General features: G+C 45.7%; 15 protein-coding genes. 11 read left to right on the top strand and 4 right to left on the bottom strand.

The features are described from left to right. Positions 1 to 814 precede the first annotated feature (814 nt). Entirely contained in the window at positions 815 to 3,394 is a 2,580-nt protein-coding gene (locus tag QMA41_RS18740; RefSeq protein WP_021456970.1) for a glycoside hydrolase family 3 protein, read from the bottom strand. Positions 3,395 to 3,527: 133 nt separating this feature from the next. Between QMA41_RS18740 and QMA41_RS18745 the strand changes: the two genes are divergently transcribed. Continuing rightward, the gene (locus QMA41_RS18745) at positions 3,528 to 4,409 is read left to right on the top strand and encodes a helix-turn-helix domain-containing protein (RefSeq protein ID WP_235676552.1); all 882 of its coding nucleotides are present in this window, start codon (positions 3,528 to 3,530) and stop codon (positions 4,407 to 4,409) included. Positions 4,410 to 4,614: 205 nt separating this feature from the next. Here QMA41_RS18745 and QMA41_RS18750 read toward each other — a convergent pair whose 3' ends face one another. Continuing rightward, the gene (locus QMA41_RS18750) at positions 4,615 to 5,928 is read right to left on the bottom strand and encodes a carbohydrate porin (RefSeq protein ID WP_235676553.1); all 1,314 of its coding nucleotides are present in this window, start codon (positions 5,926 to 5,928) and stop codon (positions 4,615 to 4,617) included. A 320-nt stretch (positions 5,929 to 6,248) separates the two neighbouring features. Then, the gene (locus tag QMA41_RS18755) at positions 6,249 to 7,808 is read right to left on the bottom strand and encodes a glycoside hydrolase family 16 protein (protein WP_043011799.1); all 1,560 of its coding nucleotides are present in this window, start codon (positions 7,806 to 7,808) and stop codon (positions 6,249 to 6,251) included. A gap of 360 nt (positions 7,809 to 8,168) precedes the next feature. Between QMA41_RS18755 and QMA41_RS18760 the strand changes: the two genes are divergently transcribed. Then, positions 8,169 to 9,167, top strand: a complete 999-nt coding sequence (locus QMA41_RS18760) for a LacI family DNA-binding transcriptional regulator (RefSeq protein WP_021456974.1) — start codon at positions 8,169 to 8,171, stop codon at positions 9,165 to 9,167. A 59-nt stretch (positions 9,168 to 9,226) separates the two neighbouring features. On the opposite strand, the gene QMA41_RS18765 is transcribed toward QMA41_RS18760, so the two are convergent. After that, complete coding sequence (locus tag QMA41_RS18765) at positions 9,227 to 9,976, bottom strand: transporter substrate-binding domain-containing protein (RefSeq protein ID WP_235676554.1); 750 nt, start codon at positions 9,974 to 9,976, stop codon at positions 9,227 to 9,229. A gap of 420 nt (positions 9,977 to 10,396) precedes the next feature. Here QMA41_RS18765 and QMA41_RS18770 point away from each other — a divergent pair, with 420 nt between their 5' ends. The 9 genes from QMA41_RS18770 to QMA41_RS18810 all read left to right on the top strand — a co-directional run bounded on the left by QMA41_RS18770 (position 10,397) and on the right by QMA41_RS18810 (position 22,111). Beyond that, complete coding sequence (locus QMA41_RS18770; protein ID WP_235676555.1) at positions 10,397 to 12,031, top strand: ABC transporter substrate-binding protein; 1,635 nt, start codon at positions 10,397 to 10,399, stop codon at positions 12,029 to 12,031. 90 nt (positions 12,032 to 12,121) lie between these two features. Beyond that, complete coding sequence (locus QMA41_RS18775; protein WP_021456977.1) at positions 12,122 to 13,096, top strand: ABC transporter permease; 975 nt, start codon at positions 12,122 to 12,124, stop codon at positions 13,094 to 13,096. An 8-nt stretch (positions 13,097 to 13,104) separates the two neighbouring features. Beyond that, positions 13,105 to 14,094: an ABC transporter permease gene (locus QMA41_RS18780; RefSeq protein ID WP_021456978.1), complete on the top strand. Its 990-nt coding sequence runs from the start codon at positions 13,105 to 13,107 to the stop codon at positions 14,092 to 14,094. Then, the gene (locus QMA41_RS18785) at positions 14,091 to 15,044 is read left to right on the top strand and encodes an ABC transporter ATP-binding protein (protein ID WP_152472693.1); all 954 of its coding nucleotides are present in this window, start codon (positions 14,091 to 14,093) and stop codon (positions 15,042 to 15,044) included. Before QMA41_RS18780 ends, QMA41_RS18785 begins: the two co-directional genes overlap by 4 nt. Positions 15,045 to 15,056: 12 nt before the next feature. Then, complete coding sequence (locus QMA41_RS18790; protein WP_021456980.1) at positions 15,057 to 16,049, top strand: ABC transporter ATP-binding protein; 993 nt, start codon at positions 15,057 to 15,059, stop codon at positions 16,047 to 16,049. Positions 16,050 to 16,171: 122 nt separating this feature from the next. Next, positions 16,172 to 19,603: a hypothetical protein gene (locus QMA41_RS18795; protein ID WP_235676556.1), complete on the top strand. Its 3,432-nt coding sequence runs from the start codon at positions 16,172 to 16,174 to the stop codon at positions 19,601 to 19,603. Between the two features lie 626 nt (positions 19,604 to 20,229). Next, a complete protein-coding gene (locus QMA41_RS18800) occupies positions 20,230 to 21,054 on the top strand; it encodes an AraC family transcriptional regulator (RefSeq protein WP_152472696.1) in 825 nt (274 codons plus the stop codon). 34 nt (positions 21,055 to 21,088) lie between these two features. Further along, positions 21,089 to 21,685 (top strand): LysE family transporter, encoded by a 597-nt coding sequence (locus tag QMA41_RS18805; RefSeq protein WP_235676557.1) that lies wholly within the window; start codon positions 21,089 to 21,091, stop codon positions 21,683 to 21,685. Between the two features lie 15 nt (positions 21,686 to 21,700). Next, positions 21,701 to 22,111 (top strand): DUF2000 family protein, encoded by a 411-nt coding sequence (locus tag QMA41_RS18810; protein ID WP_019276733.1) that lies wholly within the window; start codon positions 21,701 to 21,703, stop codon positions 22,109 to 22,111. The last annotated feature ends 536 nt before the right edge of the window (positions 22,112 to 22,647 follow it).

The following is a 22,647-nucleotide window of genomic DNA, read 5'->3' on the forward strand; positions in this document are numbered from 1 at the left end:
TTATTCGAGCTACAGATTTGTGACTATTCCGAACATTTCAACAGAAATGTTTTCGCACGCGTTTATCCGGAATAAAACTCTATATCATTGCCAACATACACTGAATAATCAGTGCGTTAGTCGACATCAGTAGTGTAAGTCTCTTTTGTATACAAAGGAATAACAACAAAAACACAATGAAGAATAGAAACAAATAGGTGCGTTACTTTTTTATTCTAATGATTTTTTAGCTGTTAATTAATGAAAGAAAATATGAAACGTATTCATTAATTAAAAGCTTATGTCGCAAGGAAACACGCAGCTTAAATAAATGGAATGACATGCCCCTGCTGGAACAAGTATTAGGTAATCTGCTCTTAGTGATGAAGCTCGCGTTTAAGCTGTAGAATAAGACACCTATTTGCCATGTCTCTGAACTCATGTATACACCGCCAAATTCGCGTGTCGCGGATGAATTCTGTCGATTTCCTTGCCAATCGACCATCGCTTTTTAGTGGTGGTCGATCGATTTTATACTAGAAGTTCTCCGAAGCCTGAAAGGTTATTGTTAACTCTTTCCATACCGCATAACTCCAACCCTCTCCTTTGGAGCTATGTACTCATAACCTTTGTAGGGTGACGCTTAGTTTTGAAAAACGACAAATAAAAGAGTACTGGGTAATCAATATCACCAAAGGTCTTGAATAGGTATCTAGCCTTTATTTTTCCTATACTGTCTCGGCGTTTCTCTGATCTGCCTTTTAAATAGAGAGTAAGGTGAGCCGAGTCGGAAAAGGTACTCAAAACTGATTCCATGCCGCTTATCGTCATACAATTATTGCAAGATATCCCAGCAAATATTGGCAATCACAACATCTATTTCCCCTTCTATCGCGAGTAAAAATGGCGTATCAATGCAGTTTAAGTCACGCCCGTCGGTAACTAAAGCAGAACACGGAACCGTAACCCTAGTAAATTCACCCACAGAGGCATTGAATGCTTGGGTTAGATCAACACACGGCCCATGAGGTCTAAGCGTTTCGCCTACAGCTTTTTGCAAGCCAAAATAAATACTAGCAGTAGAGCTCTGCACTGGTTTAATTTCAAAGCTCACGGCACCATTAGCCTCAAAATGAGACAAATCTTCAGCCAGACCATTCGCTGGTTGAATATAAACCACTCCACCCGACGAATCAGTGGCAATCTTAACGGCATCTTGCTGCTGCTGATAGTTATAGGGCTGACTGTGAATATGGCTGAGCGACATCGTATTGTTGCGCGATACATCTAATCCCATCCAATGACCACTATCCGCAATTTTTAACTGATAATCACCAACACAAGCTTGAATGCCAAACAGATGCTGCGCATGGGTTGCCTCAGTCGTTTCCTTTTCGCTGACGGTATCGAAATCAAGGTTGTCCAGATCTCTGCTCTGCGTTTGAGTGCTGTAATTCAAACCATAGCCGTACTCAAACAGAGGCGCGTGCTCACCAAATGGGGACTGCTCTATCTCTGGCACCACATAATCAGGAATGTGTTCAGGAACCACATTCACCGTCGCGCTAAGTTTTTTGTTTGGCCAACTAAAAGAAAGCTTTCCTTTGAAATCGAATCTTGGTTGCCCTTTACTATCGCCCACCAATACGTCGACCATTCCTTCCCCTTCACTACCAGGCAAGAAAGCCGCGACAAAGGCGTCTGATTGAGCAATTTGTTCATTGACATAAAGTGGTCTGCCACTGAAGAAAATGCTGATGACTTTAACGCCTGCACGATTGAGCTGCTCAATGCGCTGACAATCTTCACCATAGCTACGCTTTAAAGTAGAGAAGTCTAAGCTTTGCCACGCTTTGATATCCCCCATCATTTCTGCATAAGGGTCTTCACCAAACGCCACAACAGCAACATCCCCTGCCTGATAATCTGAGTTGAGCTCTGGATCGTAGGTCACCTTGTCTGGACCTAGCTCTTGCTCCAGCGCCATCTTAAGTGTGGTCGCCCCCGGAAAGTCCTCTAAGCTGTTTTCATCCCCTTGCCAAGTCAGGTTCCAACCCCCCGATTGCTTTTGAATGTCATTGGCAGCGCTACCCGTCAATAGCACCTTCTGTGAGCGGTTAAGCGGAAGTAGGTTTGCTTTGTTCTTCAACAACACTAACGACTTTCTCACCGCTTCGCGTGCAGTGTCTCTGTGCGAGGTTGCGCCTAAGATTGATTGTTGACCCGCATACTTGCGCTGAGTCGGTGCGGGTTTTTCCCATAGACCTGCACGCATTTTCACGCGCAAAATACGCATTACTGCATCGTCGATACGTGCCATTGGGATCTCACCCGTTTTCACCCCTTCCAGCGCGTTGTGATAGGCCGCTAGCCAATGCTCACGAACTGGAATCATCAACACGTCATTACCCGCGTTGATCGCGTAGTTTGCGTTCCCGTCGCTGCACTTACTTACCTCGGCATGACCATGCCAATCCGTGATCACCAAACCGTCAAAACCCATTTTTTCTTTGAGCACATCATCAAGTAAGTACTGACTGCCATGCACTTTATAGTTGTAGATGTTTCCTTGTTCAGTGTCATGGTCATAGTTCGCCTTGTTGGCCCAACTATTGAACGAAGACATCACCACCTGCGCCCCCGCTTCTAAGCCACTGAAGTAACCTGCAGCATGAATGTTACGTAGTAGATCTTCGCTGTAGTTATTTACCCCCCGATCCACTCCAGTTGCCGTACCACCGTCTCCGACCCAGTGCTTAACATTGGAAATGACGTGTGCTTGGCCTTTCAATTCATTTTGCGTACCTTGCAAGCCTTTGACCATTTCTCGCGCATATTGATAAGTAATATGTGGATCTTCAGAGTAGCCTTCGTACACGCGACCCCAACGTAAATCACGTGGTGTCGCCACGGTGGGAGCAAATGTCCAGTCTAGCCCTGTCGCAACAATTTCCAACGCAGTAATACGCCCGATCCGACCAATTAATTCAGGGTCACGAGCGCAGCCTAAGCCTATATTGTGGGGGAAGACAGTCGCACCAAAGGCGTTGTTGTGCCCATGAACGGCATCCGTCGCCCAAACAAACGGAATAGTAAAAGGGCGATCGGCAAACATCTCTTGAGTGGCGTGCCAAAACTCATCGGCTTTGTCTGCCCATTCTTGCGCCGACGCCCGTTTATTGTTGTTCGGCCATGCCCCGCCACCATTGAGGATCGAGCCAAACTTATACTGCTTAAACTCTTCAATCGTCACTTCTCGAATTTCTGGCTGAATCATCTGACCGATTTTTTCTTCCAGTGTCATTTGATGTACGATTTTTTCAATCGCTGACTCGATTACCGGATCCGAAGTAAAGTCAGACACCAATAGCGGCCAGTCCGAGTAATATGGAAGCGATTTGTGTTCGTTGTGCATGGGACCCTCCATTTCGAGTAGATTAAGACGCACATCGCGTTGTTGTTGTGGTTTTCAACCTATAAGAGCCATAGTAAACTCACCAATTACGCAAAACGACGACAAATGCGACATAAGTTGGTAAAAACGCGACATGATTGAGAAATATAAACTTGCCACACACCAAAAGCATCCTCACCTTAGCTTTGCCTATGTCGATGGCGATCATAAAAGTGATTTTGCGATGCACAGACACGATTTTTCTGAGCTATTCATCGTCGTCAGTGGGAGAGGCATTCATAACGTTGCTAAACATCAATATTCGTTGCAACCCGGCGACGTGTTTGTGATCAATGGCGATATTGAGCATGGCTTTCAAGATGTAGAAGAGTTAAAGCTGATCAATCTGATGTTTGATGCCCAAAACCCCTTTTTTGAGTCTTCATCAATGCGACGTTTGGCAGGTTACCAAGCCTTATTCAAAATTGAGCCATTCGCACGTCAATCCTCAGAGTATCAAGCCAAGCTCACCCTCAAAAGAGAGGAGCTAAAGACCATCATTCGTTTGTTAGAGCAAATCAGGAACGAGTATGAACGCGCGGAGGCAGGCTTTGAGATTATGATCAGTGGGGCGATGCAGCAATTGGTCATTCACTTGGCAAGAATCTATCAAAACCAACAAGGCGCTCTCCCCACCACCACCTTAGCCTTAGGACGTGCCATTGCATACATTGAGCTGAATTTTCAAAACATTGAAATATCGAGTGAACAAATTGCCAAGCACGCATTTATCAGCAAGCGTCAGCTTGAAAGACTGTTTCGCCAGTTCTTTAACACGTCGCCGACCAAGTATGTCAGAGCACTACAATTGAATTTTTCCCAAACCTTGCTGTTGAGTGAAGATAAATGCTCGATCCAATCGATTGCCGAGCAGAGTGGTTTTGGCGATAGCAACTATTTTTCTAAGTGTTTTAAAAACACTTTCGACATCACGCCAAAACAGTTTCGAGCCCAATACCGGCACAACTCAGGTTAAGTGCGCAAAGCTTTTAATAAAGCGCGGACCTAAAAAGAAAAAGGCCGCTTAAAATAAGCGGCAATATAAACGCGAAGAAGCGTCCCCCACTTTCCACGTTCATCGGCAAATCACATCCCTGTGTCAGCTAAACTGTTTAGGCTCAACGAAGAGGTGAGCCTGACGCACTATCAGGCTCCAAAGTGTGGCCATGTAGGTGGGAGAATTACCACCACATATCGGCTTGAATACCGACGATAAGATCCGCCTTGTCACGAGTATCGCCATCTAGGTATGTTGCTAAGAACCGTAGCTCTGGCACAGGACCGAAGCCTGTGTTGACGTTAATAGTTGGCGCAACCGTAAACTTGTAATCATAACTTGTTGATGTCACGCCAGCGACACTTTCACCCCGGTTGTACTGGTAACCTGCTTCTGTGGCGATGAAGAAGTTCTGATTTATTGGGAAAGTTGGTCGAACCATCGCCGATGCCCAGCTATCTGTGCTACCGTCGTCCATATCGTTGTATTGACCTTGGATAGAGTGGAACACACTCACGCCATTCTCAAAGAAATACCCACCCCAGACCAATGCGCGGGCGGAAACATCACCATTATTGGCTGCTTTAACACAAGAGCTGCCACATCCACTACTGGTAATTTTCCACGACGTGACATTGTTACCCGGTTTATAGGTGTTATAAGTTGTGAGTGTGCCACCCAATAATTGACCAGACCCCAGACCTTTACCGACTTGTCCAATGTATTTAGTAAAGCCTTTTTCAGAAAGACCGAACACACTATCTGAGTGGTAAATCGCCGTTAGGTCCATACCATTACTTGTGTATTGATTATTAACACCATTTTCTTCAATGATGTTGTCTGGCATATATTTCAGCATGGCGTGTAACTCAACGCTACCGAAGTTCACCCCAGTATGCAAAGCATGCATGATGTTGTTACTGTCGCCGTAAAAACTTGTGTCACCAGAATCATCACTGGCTATATATGCAAAGTCCCATTTCTGATCACCAAGTTCAACGCCTTCAATACCGAACCCCGTACCTGACATGTCGGTATAGAAAAAATCTGTCATAAAAATATAGTTGTCTTTACCGTAGAAGCGCTTGCCCCCCCAAACGACACCGGTTTCACTCACGCCTTCAAACTCGACGAAAGTCTCAATCATACCAATCTCGCTGTTAGCGGCGTCGGCATTGGCACCTAATTGGTTAGTCGCATATTGAGCGTTATCGGCACCAGCACGAGTTTTAATGCGAACTTTCTGACCATCGTCATTTTCAAAATTTTTCTGTAATGCCAACTCAAAATGATTGTCTGATTCGAGACCAAGACGACCTAGTCTCTCTTTAGAGCCAGGGAACTTTGAGCGCTTGTAATCATCGTTCTTGCTAAATAGTGCACCAGCACGAAAATAGCCATGGAACTCAAAACCATCGGATTTTTCTGCAAAAGTAGGTAAAGAAGTGAATCCAGCAGAGACGGCTAAACATGCAAGAGTAAGCTTTGACAGTTTCATATTAACTCCATTATTGATAGGGTACGCTCACAAAGAAAGCGCTTTCTTTTTATTTTAAAAAATGAACAAGCATGAGCGCTATAGGGGGCTATTAACTCGATGCATGCGCAATATATGCGACAAATTCCAGCTAATGGAGCGCTTTTACTTGTTCTGTCAGAAATATTAGCGATATTTTGTCACTACAAAAAGTTACACAGATCACATAGAAAGCGCTTTCTTTATATATTGATCACAATTATGCATTTGCAGGAACTATTTATCTATCTGAAAAACAAAGAGCCATGCAGGTGCATGGCTCTTGTATCAGCAGCTCAAGCTCAGTGCTTACGCCACATAATATTGTTAAGCTTGAAAGACATAGGGCCCGTTGGCTCAAAGACCAACAAATTGGTCACTCGGGTTGGGTCAACAGAGCTCCCAGCTTGATATCGATTACCTTGCGCCACCAATTCAGATAGAGGAACCTTGACCGTCTGCCACTGATTCGATTGATCCAGTTTAACCGCAATATCACTAGTCAATGGCCAGCCACTATCGACCTTAACCAATAGTTCGGTATCATCCTGTTTAGACTCAACTTGGATTTCGAAGCTCAACACACCAGACTCTAACCAGTGTGTGATATCGATTTCCGGCGAGCGGAAATAAAGGTTGCCAACGTCCCCGGTTTTGATGATCGATAGTACGCGTCCTCTTTCCGGCTCTTCTATCACTTGGTGCTCGACTACGTTGGTAGGATCGTAACTGTCAAAGGCTAAGGCTGCATTCAAATCATCAATAAAGACATTTAGGTTTGGGCCATCGGCATAGCTTGTGTCTTGTGTAAGAATTTCTGGTGCTTGATGGCCTTTTACCAACGTCGCTTCTTGTGCTGATGCAGCGCATCCTTTACCTTTCCAGCGATCCACAGAGCAGCGATAAACTTTGACAGAATCAACCAGCATCGTAGCAGGGAAGATACTCTCATCAACACCCGTCTCATTGGTTTGTCCGGACCAACTACCGCCAATCGCTAGGTTCAAGATAAGGTGGAACTTCTCGTTGAAAGGAGCAAAACTCGGGGCATTAACTATCTTCCCATCTTGCTCGTATTGAGAGTACCAGCCATGATGGGTTTGCGTAGCATAGTGGATATTATCGACATACCAGCGAATCTCACCTTTTTCCCACTCTATTGCGTAGGTGTGAAAGTCATCGGCCGGATTGACACCATTGGGTAATGAGAACTCTGCTCCACTGCTTACATTGTTGGGCCATTGAGCACCGTAATGAAGGGTACCGTGTATACGCTGCTCTAAGTCACCTTCCTTTGCGTCTGGCGCATCAGATTGCGCTTTTAGATTCACTGCCTCGACAATATCAATTTCGCCAGATGCCGCCCAATTTCCGTACTTGTTTTCTGAAGGTAACATCCAGATGGCAGGCCAAGTCCCTTGCCCAGCAGGAAGTTTAGCTCGCACTTCTACACGGCCATACTTAAAATCACGCTTGCCCAATGTGCTCAATCGAGCGCTGGTATATGGGAGAGTCTTATACGGACCATCTAGTTTTCCTTGGGGATCAGCGGAGCCGGTATACGTTTCTTCCTTAGCAACGATATGCAAATAGCCATCGCTGACGAACGCATTGTTTGATCTAGCAGTGTAACATTGAAGTTCGTTATTGCCGCCTCCCCAACAGTTTTCTTCAAATGACCAGTTGCGCTTGCTAATAGTGCTGCCTTCGAATTGATCTTCCCAAACCAACTGCCAATCACTTCGAGGCGTGATCTTCCCCCCGTGTTGAGATGAAGCCATAGCCGCACTAGAGCAGCTAGAAAGAACGACAACACTAGCTAAAGAACATAAGAGCGGCTTGATATGGATAGTTTTGAACATTGTAGATCCTTTGTTAATGCTAAAAGCACGTAACACTTGGTTCAGACCGATTCATGTCCCCCTACTCCACAAAAAGGTTTTACTGAGAATTACGTTGTATGAAAAATCCGCTTGATATTACTCATTTTTCCTCACAAAAATACTTGATCCAACTCTCAAAGAAAGCGCTTTCTTTGGATTTATATCACAGATACTGGTTATACTTTTAAACTCCGCAATACAGGCATTGTGCGAGATGTAAAACTAACGCTTCGACCAATGAATTGCCGCCTAGATTGCCATTACGATAAGCCGTTCTGAGTTCGTGTTTTTCGCACTGGGCGTATTGGTCATAATTTCATTCATTCAGAGATAAGTATCTTGATCACAATTAAAGAAGTCGCAGAATTAGCAAAAGTCTCTCAGTCAACCGTATCTCGCGCGATCAACGGCCATCCAACGGTCAAAGAGAGTAATCGGCAAAAAGTCTTCGAAGCTATTGAGCAACTCGGTTACCAACCCAATACTTTTGCCCAAGCCCTAGCTTCCAGTCGCTCTAACAGTATCGGTATGTTAGTGGGGTCACTTGATGGTCCCTTTTACGGTCCATTAATGCACCACACCGAAGATACAGTGCGTGCCAACAACAACCACCTGATAGTCACTAGTGGTCAGGAGTCTTTGCAAAAGGAGCGAGAGTCGATTGATTTTCTGCGTTCTAAGCGTGTGGATGGCTTTATTCTTCACTCTGATATGCTCTCTGACGATGAACTGATCAATGTGGTTAAACAGAATCCAGCTACGATTATCTTGAACCGCTACATTCCTGACATTGCCGATAATTGTATATACATCAATAACGAGCTGGGTGGGTACATCGCAACCAAGTACCTGCTTGACCGCGGTCATACAAAAGTCGGCTGTATCACGGGTCAATTGAGTAAAGGAGATAGCCGAGACCGCTTACAAGGCTATCGAATGGCACTGGATGAGTTTGGTATTCAGTACAACACCAGCTATGTCATAGAAGGACGTTTTGATCACGATGGTAACCACGAACGTGCTCGCCGCCTTTTAGATAGAGCCCCTGAGTTGACCGCTATTTTCTGTCAAAACGACAACATTGCGATTTCTGTTTATGATGTGGCCGCTGAGCGCAGTATCGAAATCGGTAAAGACTTATCTATTGTTGGTTTTGATAACGACTATCACAGCGCCCATATCAGACCGCGCCTCACTACCGTCAATTTTCCTGTACAAGAGATGGGGCGAGAAGCCGCGAAATACGTGTTGGCTATGGTCAAAGACGCTGCATACCAAGCCAAGCATATCCTCAACCCAGAAATGGTCGAGCGTGACTCGGTATACACGATGAAATAAGGCCAGTGCAGCTCTCCTATTGCTACTTTGCTTTGTATTACATCGTTACATCCACTTGCTCAGTAACCTTCTGGTACCAGCGGGTTATGTAAATGAATTTGCGTCCGATTCGGCAAGTCCAATTGTTCAATCACCTTGCCGAAATAGCGCTTGTAAAGCGCTTCGAACTCACCTGTTTGTCGTATCTCGTCGATGGCTCTTGACAGCATATCAGCCAACTCAGGTTGACGTTGATTGACATAGAAAACCAACGGGAACGGGTAGTTGAGCTGCAAAGTAGTTTCAATGGTTAAATCTTGGGAGTATTCAGGATAGCTATTTAATACGTCCTGCGCTTCAGCAACCCCTAACGATAAATAATCCACTTTTTCTTCATTAAGCCATGCTAACATTTGCTCCAAACTGCCCTGCTCAACAACATGATAATCATTGGCACGAAACAACTCTGCATCGACCCAGGTAGCAGGAACGCCCAGTTTCATTTTCTTAAGGGCGGCTTGATTTAAATGCTCAAATTCGTTTACCCGATTGTCCTTAACCACCAATACACGGCGGCCCAACAAGCCAAAACATAATGGCTTTTTCACTTCAATGAATGAGCGGCCTTCGAACTTTCGATTGCCTGCAACGGTGACCAGAGCACTGGCTCCACGTTCGAGCACCTTCCCTTCATCTTCGGCATTGGGGTAATCGGTTTGGTCACGACTCAAGCTTTTGTGTTCGTTGAATTTTGATAACAAAAGATTGATGAGTGCCCATTCATAGCGCTGTCTGACGGCCGTCTTATTCCCATTCCAAAACGTATCCATGGTTTCTCCGAGATTACCAATAACGGCCTTACTTTACTCTTCAAATTCGCCAAAGAAAGCGCTTTCTTATATGTTTAACGTTTTTGTGATACTAAGCAAAAATATCCAGTAAAACGAGGTGATCCTGTTCAAAAAAACACACTTCAACGCACTATATTTGTGCATTACGTAGGGCAGCATATGAAAACAACATATTAAAAACGGCCCCACATAATTATAATAATATTCTTAATATACAAGTAGTTACAATGAATCAGCATTTCCATCATCGCCTAGCTTCGATTTTGCACTATTTGTGATCTAAGAATGATTTTTACTACTTGGGTTTGAAGCTGACAGTTTATTCACTAACAATAGTGTCAAAGAAAGCGCTTTCTTTTTGTCGCTACACTAAAAATATGGCTATCTAAGGAACTTGAGATGCTGAATAAAACTCTTATCGCTACACTCGCTACTGGGATTCTGTGTTCTGGCGCTGTTCAAGCCGAAACCATCAAACAAGGCGGTACACTGACCGTCCCTATTGTAAATACGGGTTTTGTTGATAACTACAACCCTTACACCACCAAGGACCTACTCCATGGCATCATGTTTGAGCCTTTGATTGTATTCAATAACATGACGGGGAAAACGGATTTCCGCTTGGCTGAGTCTTTTTCTTACTCTTATGATCTCAAAACTATCACGGTAAAAATGCGTGACAATCTAAAATGGTCTGACGGTATACCATTAACCGCCGAAGACGTTGTGTTTAGTTTTATGTTAACCAAAGAAGCGCCTGCGTTTGACCAAAAAGGGATTTGGTCAGGTAAGAACCTAAAAGCGATTACCGCTCCGGATGCCAAAACGATTGTCTTCGAGCTTAACGAACCCGATTCAACCTTTGTTTGGAACTTAGAGCGTTACCACATTGTACCTAAGCATATTTGGTCAAAAGTGGAGGATTTGACGACCTTCACCAATCCTAATCCCGTTGGCAGCGGCCCGATGACTGAAGTTAAGTTCCTGAAACCGCAACAAATGGAGCTCTGTCGCAACCCGAACTACTATCTTGAAGGACGTCCATACCTAGACTGCGTGAACTTCCGTTCATACAACGACAATTCTCAGATTCAGCCTGCACTCATTAAAGGCGAGATCGATTGGGGTTCAAACTTTATTGCTAGCGTTGAAGAGACATTCGTCGCTTCAGATAAAACCAATCACAAATTCTGGTACCCAGCGAACGACGCCATTCATCTCTACGTCAACACCAAGAAAGCACCATTTGATGAAATCCGAGTACGCCAAGCGCTTTCTATGGCGCTGGATCGCGACATGATCGTCGATATTGCGGCCTATGGCTACCCAACCGCTAACTACAATGTTGGTGGTATCGCTGAATTGTACAAAACCCATATCGACCAAGGCGTGAACGATAAATACGGTCATTTAGCGCAGTACAACCCAGAAAAAGCCAAGCAACTGCTTGATGAAGCTGGCATCAAAGATCGCAATGGCGATGGCTACCGCGACAACGAAGACGGCTCTACCGTCAGCTTTGATATCGAAGTGGTCAACGGTTGGACAGACTGGATTCAAGTTGTACAGATGGTCACCGAGTACTTCGACGAAGTCGGTATCAAGGCTAACGTTAAAACCGTTGACTGGGCTGTGTATGACGCCAATCTGAAACAAGGTGACTACACCATGTCAATCAACTGGTCACTGGTGGCCACTCACCCTATTTTGGCGTACCAAGAGTACTTCCATACCTCTCGTATTGGTAAAACCTGGCATGCTGGCCATGGTGTTAACTCAGCGGAGATCGATGATCTGATTGATAGCTTTGGTGGGATTGGTGATGAAGCAGAACAAGCAAAAATCATCTCTCAGTTGCAGGAATACACAGCGAAAAACTTGCCGTTTATTCCTTTGTTCTCCAATGCAACTTGGTTCCAGTACAGCACTAAAAACGTTGTCGGTTGGCCAAGTGAGAGCAACCCATACGTGCAACCTGTATGGTATGACGGTGGTAAGCGCGTCATCATCCTCAACAAACTACACCTGAAGTAATGCTGCGTTAGTAGCTCATATGTGAGTTACCAGCAATTCAAGATGTACAAAGGGGAGCTGAATATGGCTCCCTCATTAAAAAGGTTCGTTATGTCGTTTCTAGCTCGCCGATTTGGCTTTTATTTTACCGCGTTTCTCATCGCAATCTCGTTCAATTTCATGTTGCCTCGCTTAATGCCAGGTGACCCTGTTGATGCCCTGTTCGCTGCCGCTCAAGGTCGCATGGACCCTGCGCAAATGGAGGCGGTTCGTGAAATGTACGGATTTGTCGATGGCAACATCTTTGTTCAATACTTGGCTTACATGAAGAGTGTCTTCACTCTGGATTTGGGCCCATCAGTGTTGATGTTCCCCGTCAACGTATCTGAAGTCATTGCAATGGCACTACCTTGGACTATGTTCCTCGCGTTAGGCTCTCTGATTGTGGCACTCATTATCGGTGTGAGTATTGGTACTTATGCCTCTTACCGACGCGAAGGCATTTTTGGTCAGGTGGTACCACCTGTACTCGCGTTCATCAGTAACTTCCCCTATGTGGTTACCGCTCTGTTACTATTTTATTTCTTTGGCTTAAAGCTTGAGCTGCTGCCACTTGCTTACACTTATGATCCGTCACTAGAGCCAGGATTTACCTGGGAGTTCATTTCAAGCGTCGCCCTCCACGCAGTGCTACCTGTAGGGTCAATGGTGGTCGTCGGCATTTCTACTTGGGTTTTTAACATGCGTAACGCCATGATTAACGTACTCGGTGAAGACTACGTCACCATGGCAGAAGCAAAAGGGCTCAGCAGCTATCGAGTGATGTCTCGCTATGCAGGCCGTAACGCTATTCTTCCTGTTGCAACCGCTATCGCCATGGCCATTGGCTTCTCATTCGCGGGCTCTATCATGACAGAGGTGGTCTTTAACTACCAAGGCCTTGGCAACATCCTGCTTAAGGGTATCGTTGCGCGTGATTACCCGCTTATTCAAGCCATTCTGCTTATTTTGGTTACTGCTGTTCTGACAGCAAACTTTATCGCCGACTTACTTTACGTTTGGCTTGACCCACGAATCTCAAATTAAGGTGCATCATGGACAAATCAATCACCACGCCTCCAGCCAATGACCCGGCGCTAACGGTTCGTGAGTCTCAATTTTCTTGGCAGCGTATTAAAAAGTCGCTAGGCAAAGTCTACGCATTTTTCTACGGCAATCCTCCAGCGATCATCGGCGGACTGCTACTGACCATCGTTCTAGCGGGGGCCCTTTTTGCGCCAGTATTAGCGACACACGATCCAGAAAAGCGCGTTGCTCGTCCACATCAACCAATCAGTGCTGAGCATTACCTGGGCACAACTCGCAGCGGTCGTGACGTCTACAGCCAAGTGCTGCACGGCGGACAGAAGTCGCTCACCGTCGCCATTTCTGCGGGTATTATCGCGATGAGCATTGCGGTCATCATCGGTATTTCCGCAGGTTACTTCGGTGGCAAAATTGATGAACGCTTGAACTTTTTGACGAACGTATTCTTGGTTTTTCCGCAGTTACCCTTGCTGATCGTCCTCGCAGCCTTCTTAGGACAAGTGGGCTCCTTAGTGATAACCGTGTTACTCGGAATAACCTCATGGCCCTGGGGCGCAAGAGTCATACGCGCGCAAACCATGGCGATTCGCAGCAAAGAATTCATCATCTCTGCAGAGGTTATGGGCGAGTCGAAGGTTCGTATCATTCTGGTTGAGATTCTACCAAACCTTGTCTCTATCGTATTTGGAGGCTTCTTGGGCACAGTGATTTACGCAATGGGCGCTGAAGCAGGCTTAGGTATCCTTGGTCTAGGCGATGCGACAGAAGTAAGCTGGGGCTCAATGCTCTACTGGGCACAAACGTCTTCATCACTGTACACAGGCGCATGGTGGGAAATGCTGGTACCAGCGATGGCACTCGCAATTACGGGGGGTGCACTGGCCCTGATCAATATGTCAATTGACCAAGTCAGCAACCCTAAACTACGTACTGGTCCACACATCAAACTATGGTATCAACTTAAAAAAGAAGCAGATAAGCGCCGAGGTCTACGATGAGCAATCTATTAGAAATCAACAACCTTTGTGTTGACTACGTATCGCCAAACGGCGTAGCAAGAGCGGTAAACAACGTGAGTCTATCTATCGCTCCGGGGGAAACACTGGGCATCGCTGGCGAATCTGGCTGTGGCAAGAGTACACTGGCCTTTGCTATCTCTCGTCTACATAAAGCCCCTGCACTTATCTCTGAGGGTGAGATCATTTACGACGGCCAAGACGTGCTTAAGATGAACGACAAGCAATTGCGTCATTTCCGTTGGAATGATGTCTCTGTGGTATTCCAAAGTGCCATGAACTCGCTCAACCCGGTAATTACTATCGGTGAGCAGTTAACTGACGTGATTCTTGCGCACCGCAAAATCAATTACAAGCAAGCCCATGAACGTGCAGTCGAGTTGCTTAACATTGTCGGTATCCACGGTGATCGTATGGCTAGCTTCCCGCACCAGCTCAGTGGTGGTATGCGTCAGCGTGTGGTTATCGCGGTTGCGCTGGCGCTAGAGCCTCAATTGATCATCATGGACGAACCGACCACGGCACTGGATGTCGTGGTTGAGCGTGAAATCCTCAACGAGCTGTATGAACTGAAAAGCAAGTTTGGCTTCTCTATCTTGTTCATCAGTCATGACTTAAGCCTGATGGGTGAGATCGCAGACCGTATCGGCGTTATGTACGCAGGCAACTTGATTGAACTTGGGGATGCGAAAGAGGTGTTTGGTAACCCACAACACCCATACACCAAAGGTTTGATCTCGTCGTTCCCAACCATCCATGGTCCCAAAGAGCGCTTGTACGGCATCCCTGGCAACCCCGTTAACCTGCTACAGATCCCGCAAGGTTGTAATTTCCAAGCGCGTTGTACTGAGTGTATCAACAAGTGTAAAGACGTTGAGCCCACTTTGGTTAAAGTCGACAACGGCAATCTCGTTTCTTGTCACCTAGTTTAAGAGGATAAAAAGATGGAAAATGCAACAAATCCTGAGGTCATTCTCTCAGTCAAAAACTTGGTGAAAGACTTCCCGATTGGTCAGTCAGTCAAAGACACTATGATGCGCGCAGTGAATGACGTGTCCTTCGACCTACGTAAAGGCGAAGCGCTGGCGATTGTTGGCGAATCGGGCTCTGGTAAAAGTACTGGCGCACGCGTACTGACACGTATCTACGACAAAACCGCCGGTGATGTTGAGTTTAAAGGCCAGCCGCTCGATGAGTACATCAAAGAAAATGGCGAGTTAGAGTATGCACGCCAAGTGCAGATGATCTTCCAAGACCCGTTTGGTTCACTCAACCCTGTTCACACTATCTACCACCATATTGCGCGCCCATTGATGATTCACAATCGCGCAGGAAAGCATGCCATTCCAAAGCTTGTGTATGAGCTGCTAGAGATGGTTGGGCTTTCTCCGGTCAAAGAAACCGCGGAGAAATACCCGCATGAGCTTAGTGGTGGCCAACGTCAACGTGTTGCCATTGCCCGTGCCATCGCGGTCTCTCCAGAAGTGATTCTTGCCGATGAGCCCATCTCGATGCTCGATGTCTCGGTGCGCTTAGGTATTTTGAACCTAATGTCTGACTTAAAGGATAAGCACGGCATTTCGTTTATGTACATCACTCACGATATTGCCACTGCTCGATACTTCGCAGAAAAAACCGCCGTGATGTACGTCGGTCATATGGTCGAATGGGGTAACAGCGACAGCGTGACACAAAATCCACAACACCCTTACTCGCAGCTACTGCTTTCTGCGGTTCCGGAGGTGGGCAACTCGGGTAAACGTGAACTGTCAGCCAAAAAAGGGGAAATCCCACTCTGGAAGCCCAATAGTGTTGGTTGCCCGTTCGCAAGTCGCTGCTTAAAAGCGACCGAAGCGTGCACTGAATCTATTCCCGAACCAACCAGGGTCGGAGAAGATCATTACGCACGCTGCCACCATCTTGAGCCACAGCAATAGAATTTAACACAATCTAAATAGTGCATTTTATCAGCCAAGCTGACCATCAAATACTCCGATGGTGCTTGGTTTGGCCCCCGCTCGGCCAAAAAATACAAATGCGCTCAAAAAGGAACAAATCTATGAACTTTAACTATCAAGCAAACCAGGCGATCGGCGGTCAGTTTGTTGACCTGATGGGCGAGCGATTCTACAAAATCTCTAACGTTGATCGAATGAGCCCTTTCTTTATCAGTGTTGTATCAGCCAGCGATCATTGGTTATTTATCTCATCAACCGGCTGTCTTTCTGCGGGTCGTATTCGTCCTGAAAATGCGCTATTCCCTTATCGTTCAGTCGATCATATCCATGAAAACGCCGAGAACACAGGTTCTAAAACCATCGTTCGAGTAAAAAGTGAAAACGGTGCGACACTTTGGGAACCTTTCAACCGCCACCATGATGGGCTGTACCATACAAAACGCAACTTATACAAAAATACCATTGGCGATAAGATCGTATTCGAAGAGCTTAACCACACGTTAAAGCTTAAATTCACTTACAGCTGGAGTAGCAGTGAGCGTTTTGGCTTTATCAGACATTGTGAGTTTAGCGACCTTTCAGGTCAGGGTCGCGAGTTAGAAGTGCTTGATGGTTTACAAAATCTATTGCCTTCTGGCGCGCCGCTCAGCGCGCTGCAAACACGTAGCGCATTGGTCGACGCTTACAAGTGGAATGAGCGTTCCGAAAACTCGCCTCTGGCGCTTTATACTATGTATGCAAAGCTGAGTGACCGTGCTGAACCTGCAGAATCGCTCCTTGCTAGTACCGTGTTTGCGCTTGGTCAGGGAGCGTGTTCTACCCTGCTCTCCAGTGAGCAACTGAACGCTTTCCGTCGAGGCCGTGAGATAGTGCCAGAGACACTAACCAAAGGCGTTCGCGGCAGTTACCTCATTCATAAAACCCTTTCCCTGAAGGCCCATGGTCAACAGGGTTGGATGCTCGTCGCCGATATCGACAAAGGTCACCGTGAAGTCGTTGAGCTCAATCAGTTACTCACCAAGCCTTTAGAACTACGCCAACAAGTCGATCAGAGCATCGCTGACAATCAAAACGACCTGATCACACTGATGTCTGGTGCCGATGCTTGGCAAATGACCGCCGAAGAAACTACCAGTGTCCACCACTACGCAAATGTACTGTTTAATAATATGCGTGGCGGCGTGATTGAGAACAACTATGATCTCGACAAAGCTGACGTGATTAAGACCATCATTAACGCCAACAAAGTGGTTGCAGACAAACATGACTCTTTCTTTGCCGATCTGCCAGAAACTTTTACCCATCGAGAGCTAGTTTGCCAAGCCAAAGCAACTCAAGACGTTCAATTGATCCGCCTAGCCTATGAATACCTACCATTAACGTTTGGCCGCCGACACGGTGATCCAAGCCGTCCTTGGAACCACTACGAAATTAAGCTTAAAGATGAGAATGGTGAGCGTTTGCTCTCTTATCAAGGTAACTGGCGCGATATCTTCCAAAACTGGGAAGCCATTGCTCTGAGCTACCCGGAGTTTATCCCCTCATTTATTGCGAAGTTTGTTAACGCTTCGACCATTGACGGCTACAACCCATACCGCATTACCAAAGACGGAATTGACTGGGAACTGCTTGAACCAGACGATCCATGGAGCAACATCGGTTACTGGGGCGATCATCAGATCATCTATCTACTCAAGTTCTTAGAGCTGGCTGACAAGTATCAAAGTGACGAGCTAAAAACGCTGCTGGTCAGTGATGTATACAGCTATGCCAACGTGCCCTACAAACTGTGCAATGTTGAGCAGTTATTTGCTAATCCAAAAGACACCGTGGCTTTTGACAAAGAGCTTCAAGCGACTATCGAGCAACGCGTTGCCAGACTAGGCAGCGACGGCCGACTGCTCATTGAAGGGGAAAATCAAGTTTACTCGGTGAACCTCCTGGAAAAAGTGTTGGTTCCTCTACTGTCGAAGCTCAGCAACCTAGTGCTAGATGGCGGTATCTGGCTCAATACGCAACGTCCAGAATGGAACGATGCGAACAATGCGATTGTCGGCAATGGATTGTCGATGGTGACTTTGTACTACATGCGCCGCTATGTGGCCTTTATGCAAAAACTCATCAATGCAGCTCCGAGCTCAGTGTCCATTTCTAAAGAAGTGTATGAGTGGATGCTCGCGATTGAGAAGACGCTGAGTGAAGCCGAGAAAGAAATTCGCTACGAAACCGTTACTCGCCAGACTCGCAAAGCCATTCTAACTAAGTTAGAGAAAGCATTTGAACAATACCGCGCTAAGGTTTACCGCATGAATGGCTTCTCTGGTAAAACCAATGTCGAGTTATCGACAGTCAAACAATTGCTCACTACTAGCTTAGCGGTGCTTGATTCAAGCATTGGCAGCAACTTGCGCCAAGACGGTCTATACAATGCATACAACATTGTCACTTACTCGGCGGAAACACTCAAAATCGAACAACTCTACCCAATGCTTGAAGGTCAGGTTGCGGTACTGAGCTCTGGCGTGTTATCGCCGAAACAAGCGGTTGGGCTTTTGGACAAACTCTTTGCCAGCGACATGTACCGACCGGATCAGCACAGCTTTATGCTCTACCCAGACCGGGACTTGAGTCGCTTTGCAGATAAAAACCACATCCCTCAAGACAAACTCGAGGCCATCCCAGCGCTCAATGAGATGTTGCAGCAAGGTGATAAGCGCATTATCAACAGTGATGCAGAGGGTAACGTTCACTTTAACCCGGACTTTGAAAATGCAGGCTACCTTGCCGTGGCTTTACAGGACGTTAAGTCAATAAATGCTGAAGTGAAAGAGCAGGTCCAAGCTTTATATGAAGAGGTATTTAATCACAAAGCCTTTACTGGTCGCTCTGGCACCATGTTTGGTTATGAAGGCCTTGGCTGTATCTACTGGCATATGGTATCGAAGCTGTTGCTAGCGGTTCAAGAGAACTATCTGGTTGCTCGAAAACTCGACGCACAAAGCGAAGAGACCCTAAAGCTGGCTGAGTACTACTATAGCGTGCGTGCAGGCATTGGCTTCAACAAAACTCCACAGAACTACGGCGCTTTCCCAACCGATCCTTATTCACATACGCCTAAACAGGCAGGCGCGCAACAACCGGGGATGACGGGTCAGGTAAAAGAAGAGGTGATTACACGCTTTGTTGAACTGGGTCTTGAGGTTGAGGATGCAACGATTCACATCAACCCGACTCTCCTTAATCACACTGAGTTCTTAACAGAAGCGGCGCAGTTTGATTGTCAGAATATACAAGGTGAAAACTGCAGCTTTAACGTTGAGAAAGGCCAACTTGCCTTTACCTACTGTCAGATCCCGTTTTTCTATCGGATTGCCGATAAGGCAAGCATTACTTGCTTTAGCAATACAGGATCAAGCGAAACCTATGATCAACTAACGATTCCTCACAGTGTCTCAAAGTCAATTTTTGCACGAAATGGTCATATCACTAAGGTGCATGTGACGCTGACGAAAGCCCAGTTACGCCAAAGTTAAGCCATTTTATCAATTCATAGTACGAGAAAGCCCTTAATCATCGATTGAGGGTTTTTCTTAATGTGCTGAGCTTGATGGCGGTGAAAGTCCTAGACGTCGAGTCATTTATTCATCGCCTTAAAATCAAGAAGTCTGTTCTATCCATGACGTGAAACAACACGCGCAGACACCTTTGGTTACATCGAAATACTGGGGAATCGAGTTAGGCGGTAGTCCACTTAGATTTGATGGGTGTCTAACTTACCAACGTTCTCTGATCAAATGCCGCTAACACTCTTTGCTTGAAAAGCCTGAGCTGATGCGGCGGGCAGGTTTAATCAATTTCTGTTGTTGAATCTTTAGAGTCGAGTTAAGGCTTAGCACTAACTATTCAACAGAGGGTTGCTTCTTCACACCCGTCCACACTGCCAAAGTCGTCATCGCATACTTCATTCATAAATAGTCAACTTAACACTTCCCACGATCCAGACGCTTTATCGTTGACAGTTGGTCACTCAGAATTGCCCCAACGTTTGCTAGGTAAGAAAAAGTAACGGTTATGCATTGAGCAATTTTGTTCTATCTTCACCATCACTTGCTCTCTATACTTTCCTTATGTTTCCACCAAATAGATTGAGTCTGTCAGAATGCAAGAACAGTTTAGCTATCAAAAAAGTGCGCACACTCTAGGATTGTGTTCATTTTCGGCAAAGATGAGAGACTTTAGTTACAGTAAACATGCTCATGAAGAGTTCAGTATTGGTGTGACTTGCCGTGGTCGTCAGGACTTTTTCAGCAATGGCGCTTTTCACAAAAGTCAGGCAGGAAACGTTGTCTTTTTTAATCCAGAGCAGGTTCATGATGGGCATGCTGGAGGTGGAAAAGATATGGAGTATGAAATGCTCTACATCCCTGAATCAACAATGATGAGTTTGATGCAAAGCATAGGGAGTGTGTCTAAGGATCAGTCTCGATTGAAAGCGTCATCCTTTCACGATGCGGTGTTGCAACGCCAGATCATCTCACTTGCCCGCTCTATGAACTTAGCACAGCCGCTTTCTTCACTAGAAGAAGAGCACCTCTTGCTGGGCATTGCGCACTCGATTGTTCGCCTTGGCGATGGCTCGTTCATTGAGAAGGCGTATGGGCGAACAGACAAACTATTGCAGCAAGCCAAGGAGTTTATTCACTTCAACCTAAATCGAAAGCTAGGGATTGAAGAGATTTCAAACGCTGCCAATATGTCTAAATATCATTTCATTCGACTGTTTAACAAACAGTTTGGTATGACGCCACACCAGTATGTACTTAGCTATAAAATCAACCGAGTAAAACACGAGTTAGAGCTAGGTGATAATGCCGCGAATATTGCGTTTAAGTACGGCTTTTCTGATTTGAGTCATCTAAATCGTAACTTCAAAAATACGTTTGGCATCACGCCAACCCAATACCAAAAACAACTCTCGCTTTAGCCTCAACTAAAGCATCGACCAAAAGATCAACGCTATGCTGGACATAATTATTTATGCTCTAGGGGTCATGTACACCCCGGGGCCAGTCAACGCTATCTGCTTAAACAGTGGCATACAAAAACAAAGTTCAATATTTGGCTTTAGCCTTGGTGTCTCAATCGCCATGTTTGCATTATTCAGCGCGGTTTCGCTGATTGGCGAAACATTAATGAATGATGCTTTCTTACAATGGACCGCAATATTGGGGGCTCTCTACATTCTTTGGTTGGCATACAAAATATTCGTAAGCCAAGTGGGTAAGGTTGAATTCAAGCCTAGCCAAAACATGAATTTGCGAGACGGTTTTATGCTTCAACTGCTTAATCCGAAAGGCATTACGGTTGCATTACCTATTGCAACCGTTCAATTTCCCTCCGCAGGGATTACGGGCGGGTACATCTTTGTGTGGTGCGCTGTTTTGGCACTACTGGCGTTTGGTGCCCCTACGGTTTACTACATTGCAGGGCGTCTTATTGGCAAAAAGATAAACGAAACTGACTACTTAGTTGTCATGAATAAGCTAATGGCCGTGTTGTTAATGTTTGTTGGCTTAAAGATGGGCGTGTCGCCTGTCATTGATTTAGTGTTCTGATTAATAAGAGGTTATATGCAATTTAATTCTAAGTTTGTCATTGTTGTGGCGGAGGATTTACCGGTATGGCAGAAATTGAATGTTGTCAGTTTTTTATCTGGTGGCATCACTTCAACATCCGCGGTTCAGACTGGAGAACGGTATGTGGATGGGAGTGACAACACCTACCTACCGCTTTGTATTCAGCCAACAATTGTCCTTAAAGTGAAGAGAAGTAAACTGCCAACTTTTGTCCAACGCGCTCATCGTGCAAGCACAGAAACGGCCATATTCATCGATGATATGTTTGCAACAGGTCATGATGAAGCGAATCGAGGCACCGTTCGTTCCTATGATACGGAGCACTTACCCTTGGTCGGGATTGCACTATGTGCAGAGAAAAAGCTCGTGGATAAAATCGTTAAAGGCGCAAAGCTTCACGATTAGGGTTGACCTGTAATAACCCAAATCTAGGATAACGAGCCAGAGAAAAGTCTGGCTCAATTTTGTCCAGAGGCCGTGGCCTAACGACGACTACGATGGCGATAGTTAACGTCGTATTGGTGTAGTCGTTGTACAACTAAAGAAATTGTCGATGAGCTCACATATTAAGACTATCGCAGCAACCTTATGCGAACTGATACTGCAAATAGTCTATTCACTCTTTGAGAGTCTATTTTTGTGACTGCTCAAAAGCCAAGCCTTAATCCCATTACTTTCCGCGGTTCATGCTTAACACTCTACTAAGGCACTTAATGTGCTCATTATTTCGCCACATTAAGTGAGCCGGATCTAACCGCACTCTCAAATACCCACACCATTAGTGATGAGTCTTAAAGATATAACCAAGACAAATTCATGTTGGTTATTATTTGTGCAACATTAAGTGCACTGTTGAATAAGGAGGCATCTCCTCTGTGTCTGACGTTCCTTACCTCTGCAACGCTAACAAACAAAGCGCACACCGACCCCCGATGGAGTGG

The sequence above is a fragment of the Vibrio sp. St2 genome, assembly GCF_947311885.1.
In the GTDB taxonomy this organism is placed as follows: Bacteria; Pseudomonadota; Gammaproteobacteria; order Enterobacterales; family Vibrionaceae; genus Vibrio; species Vibrio coralliilyticus.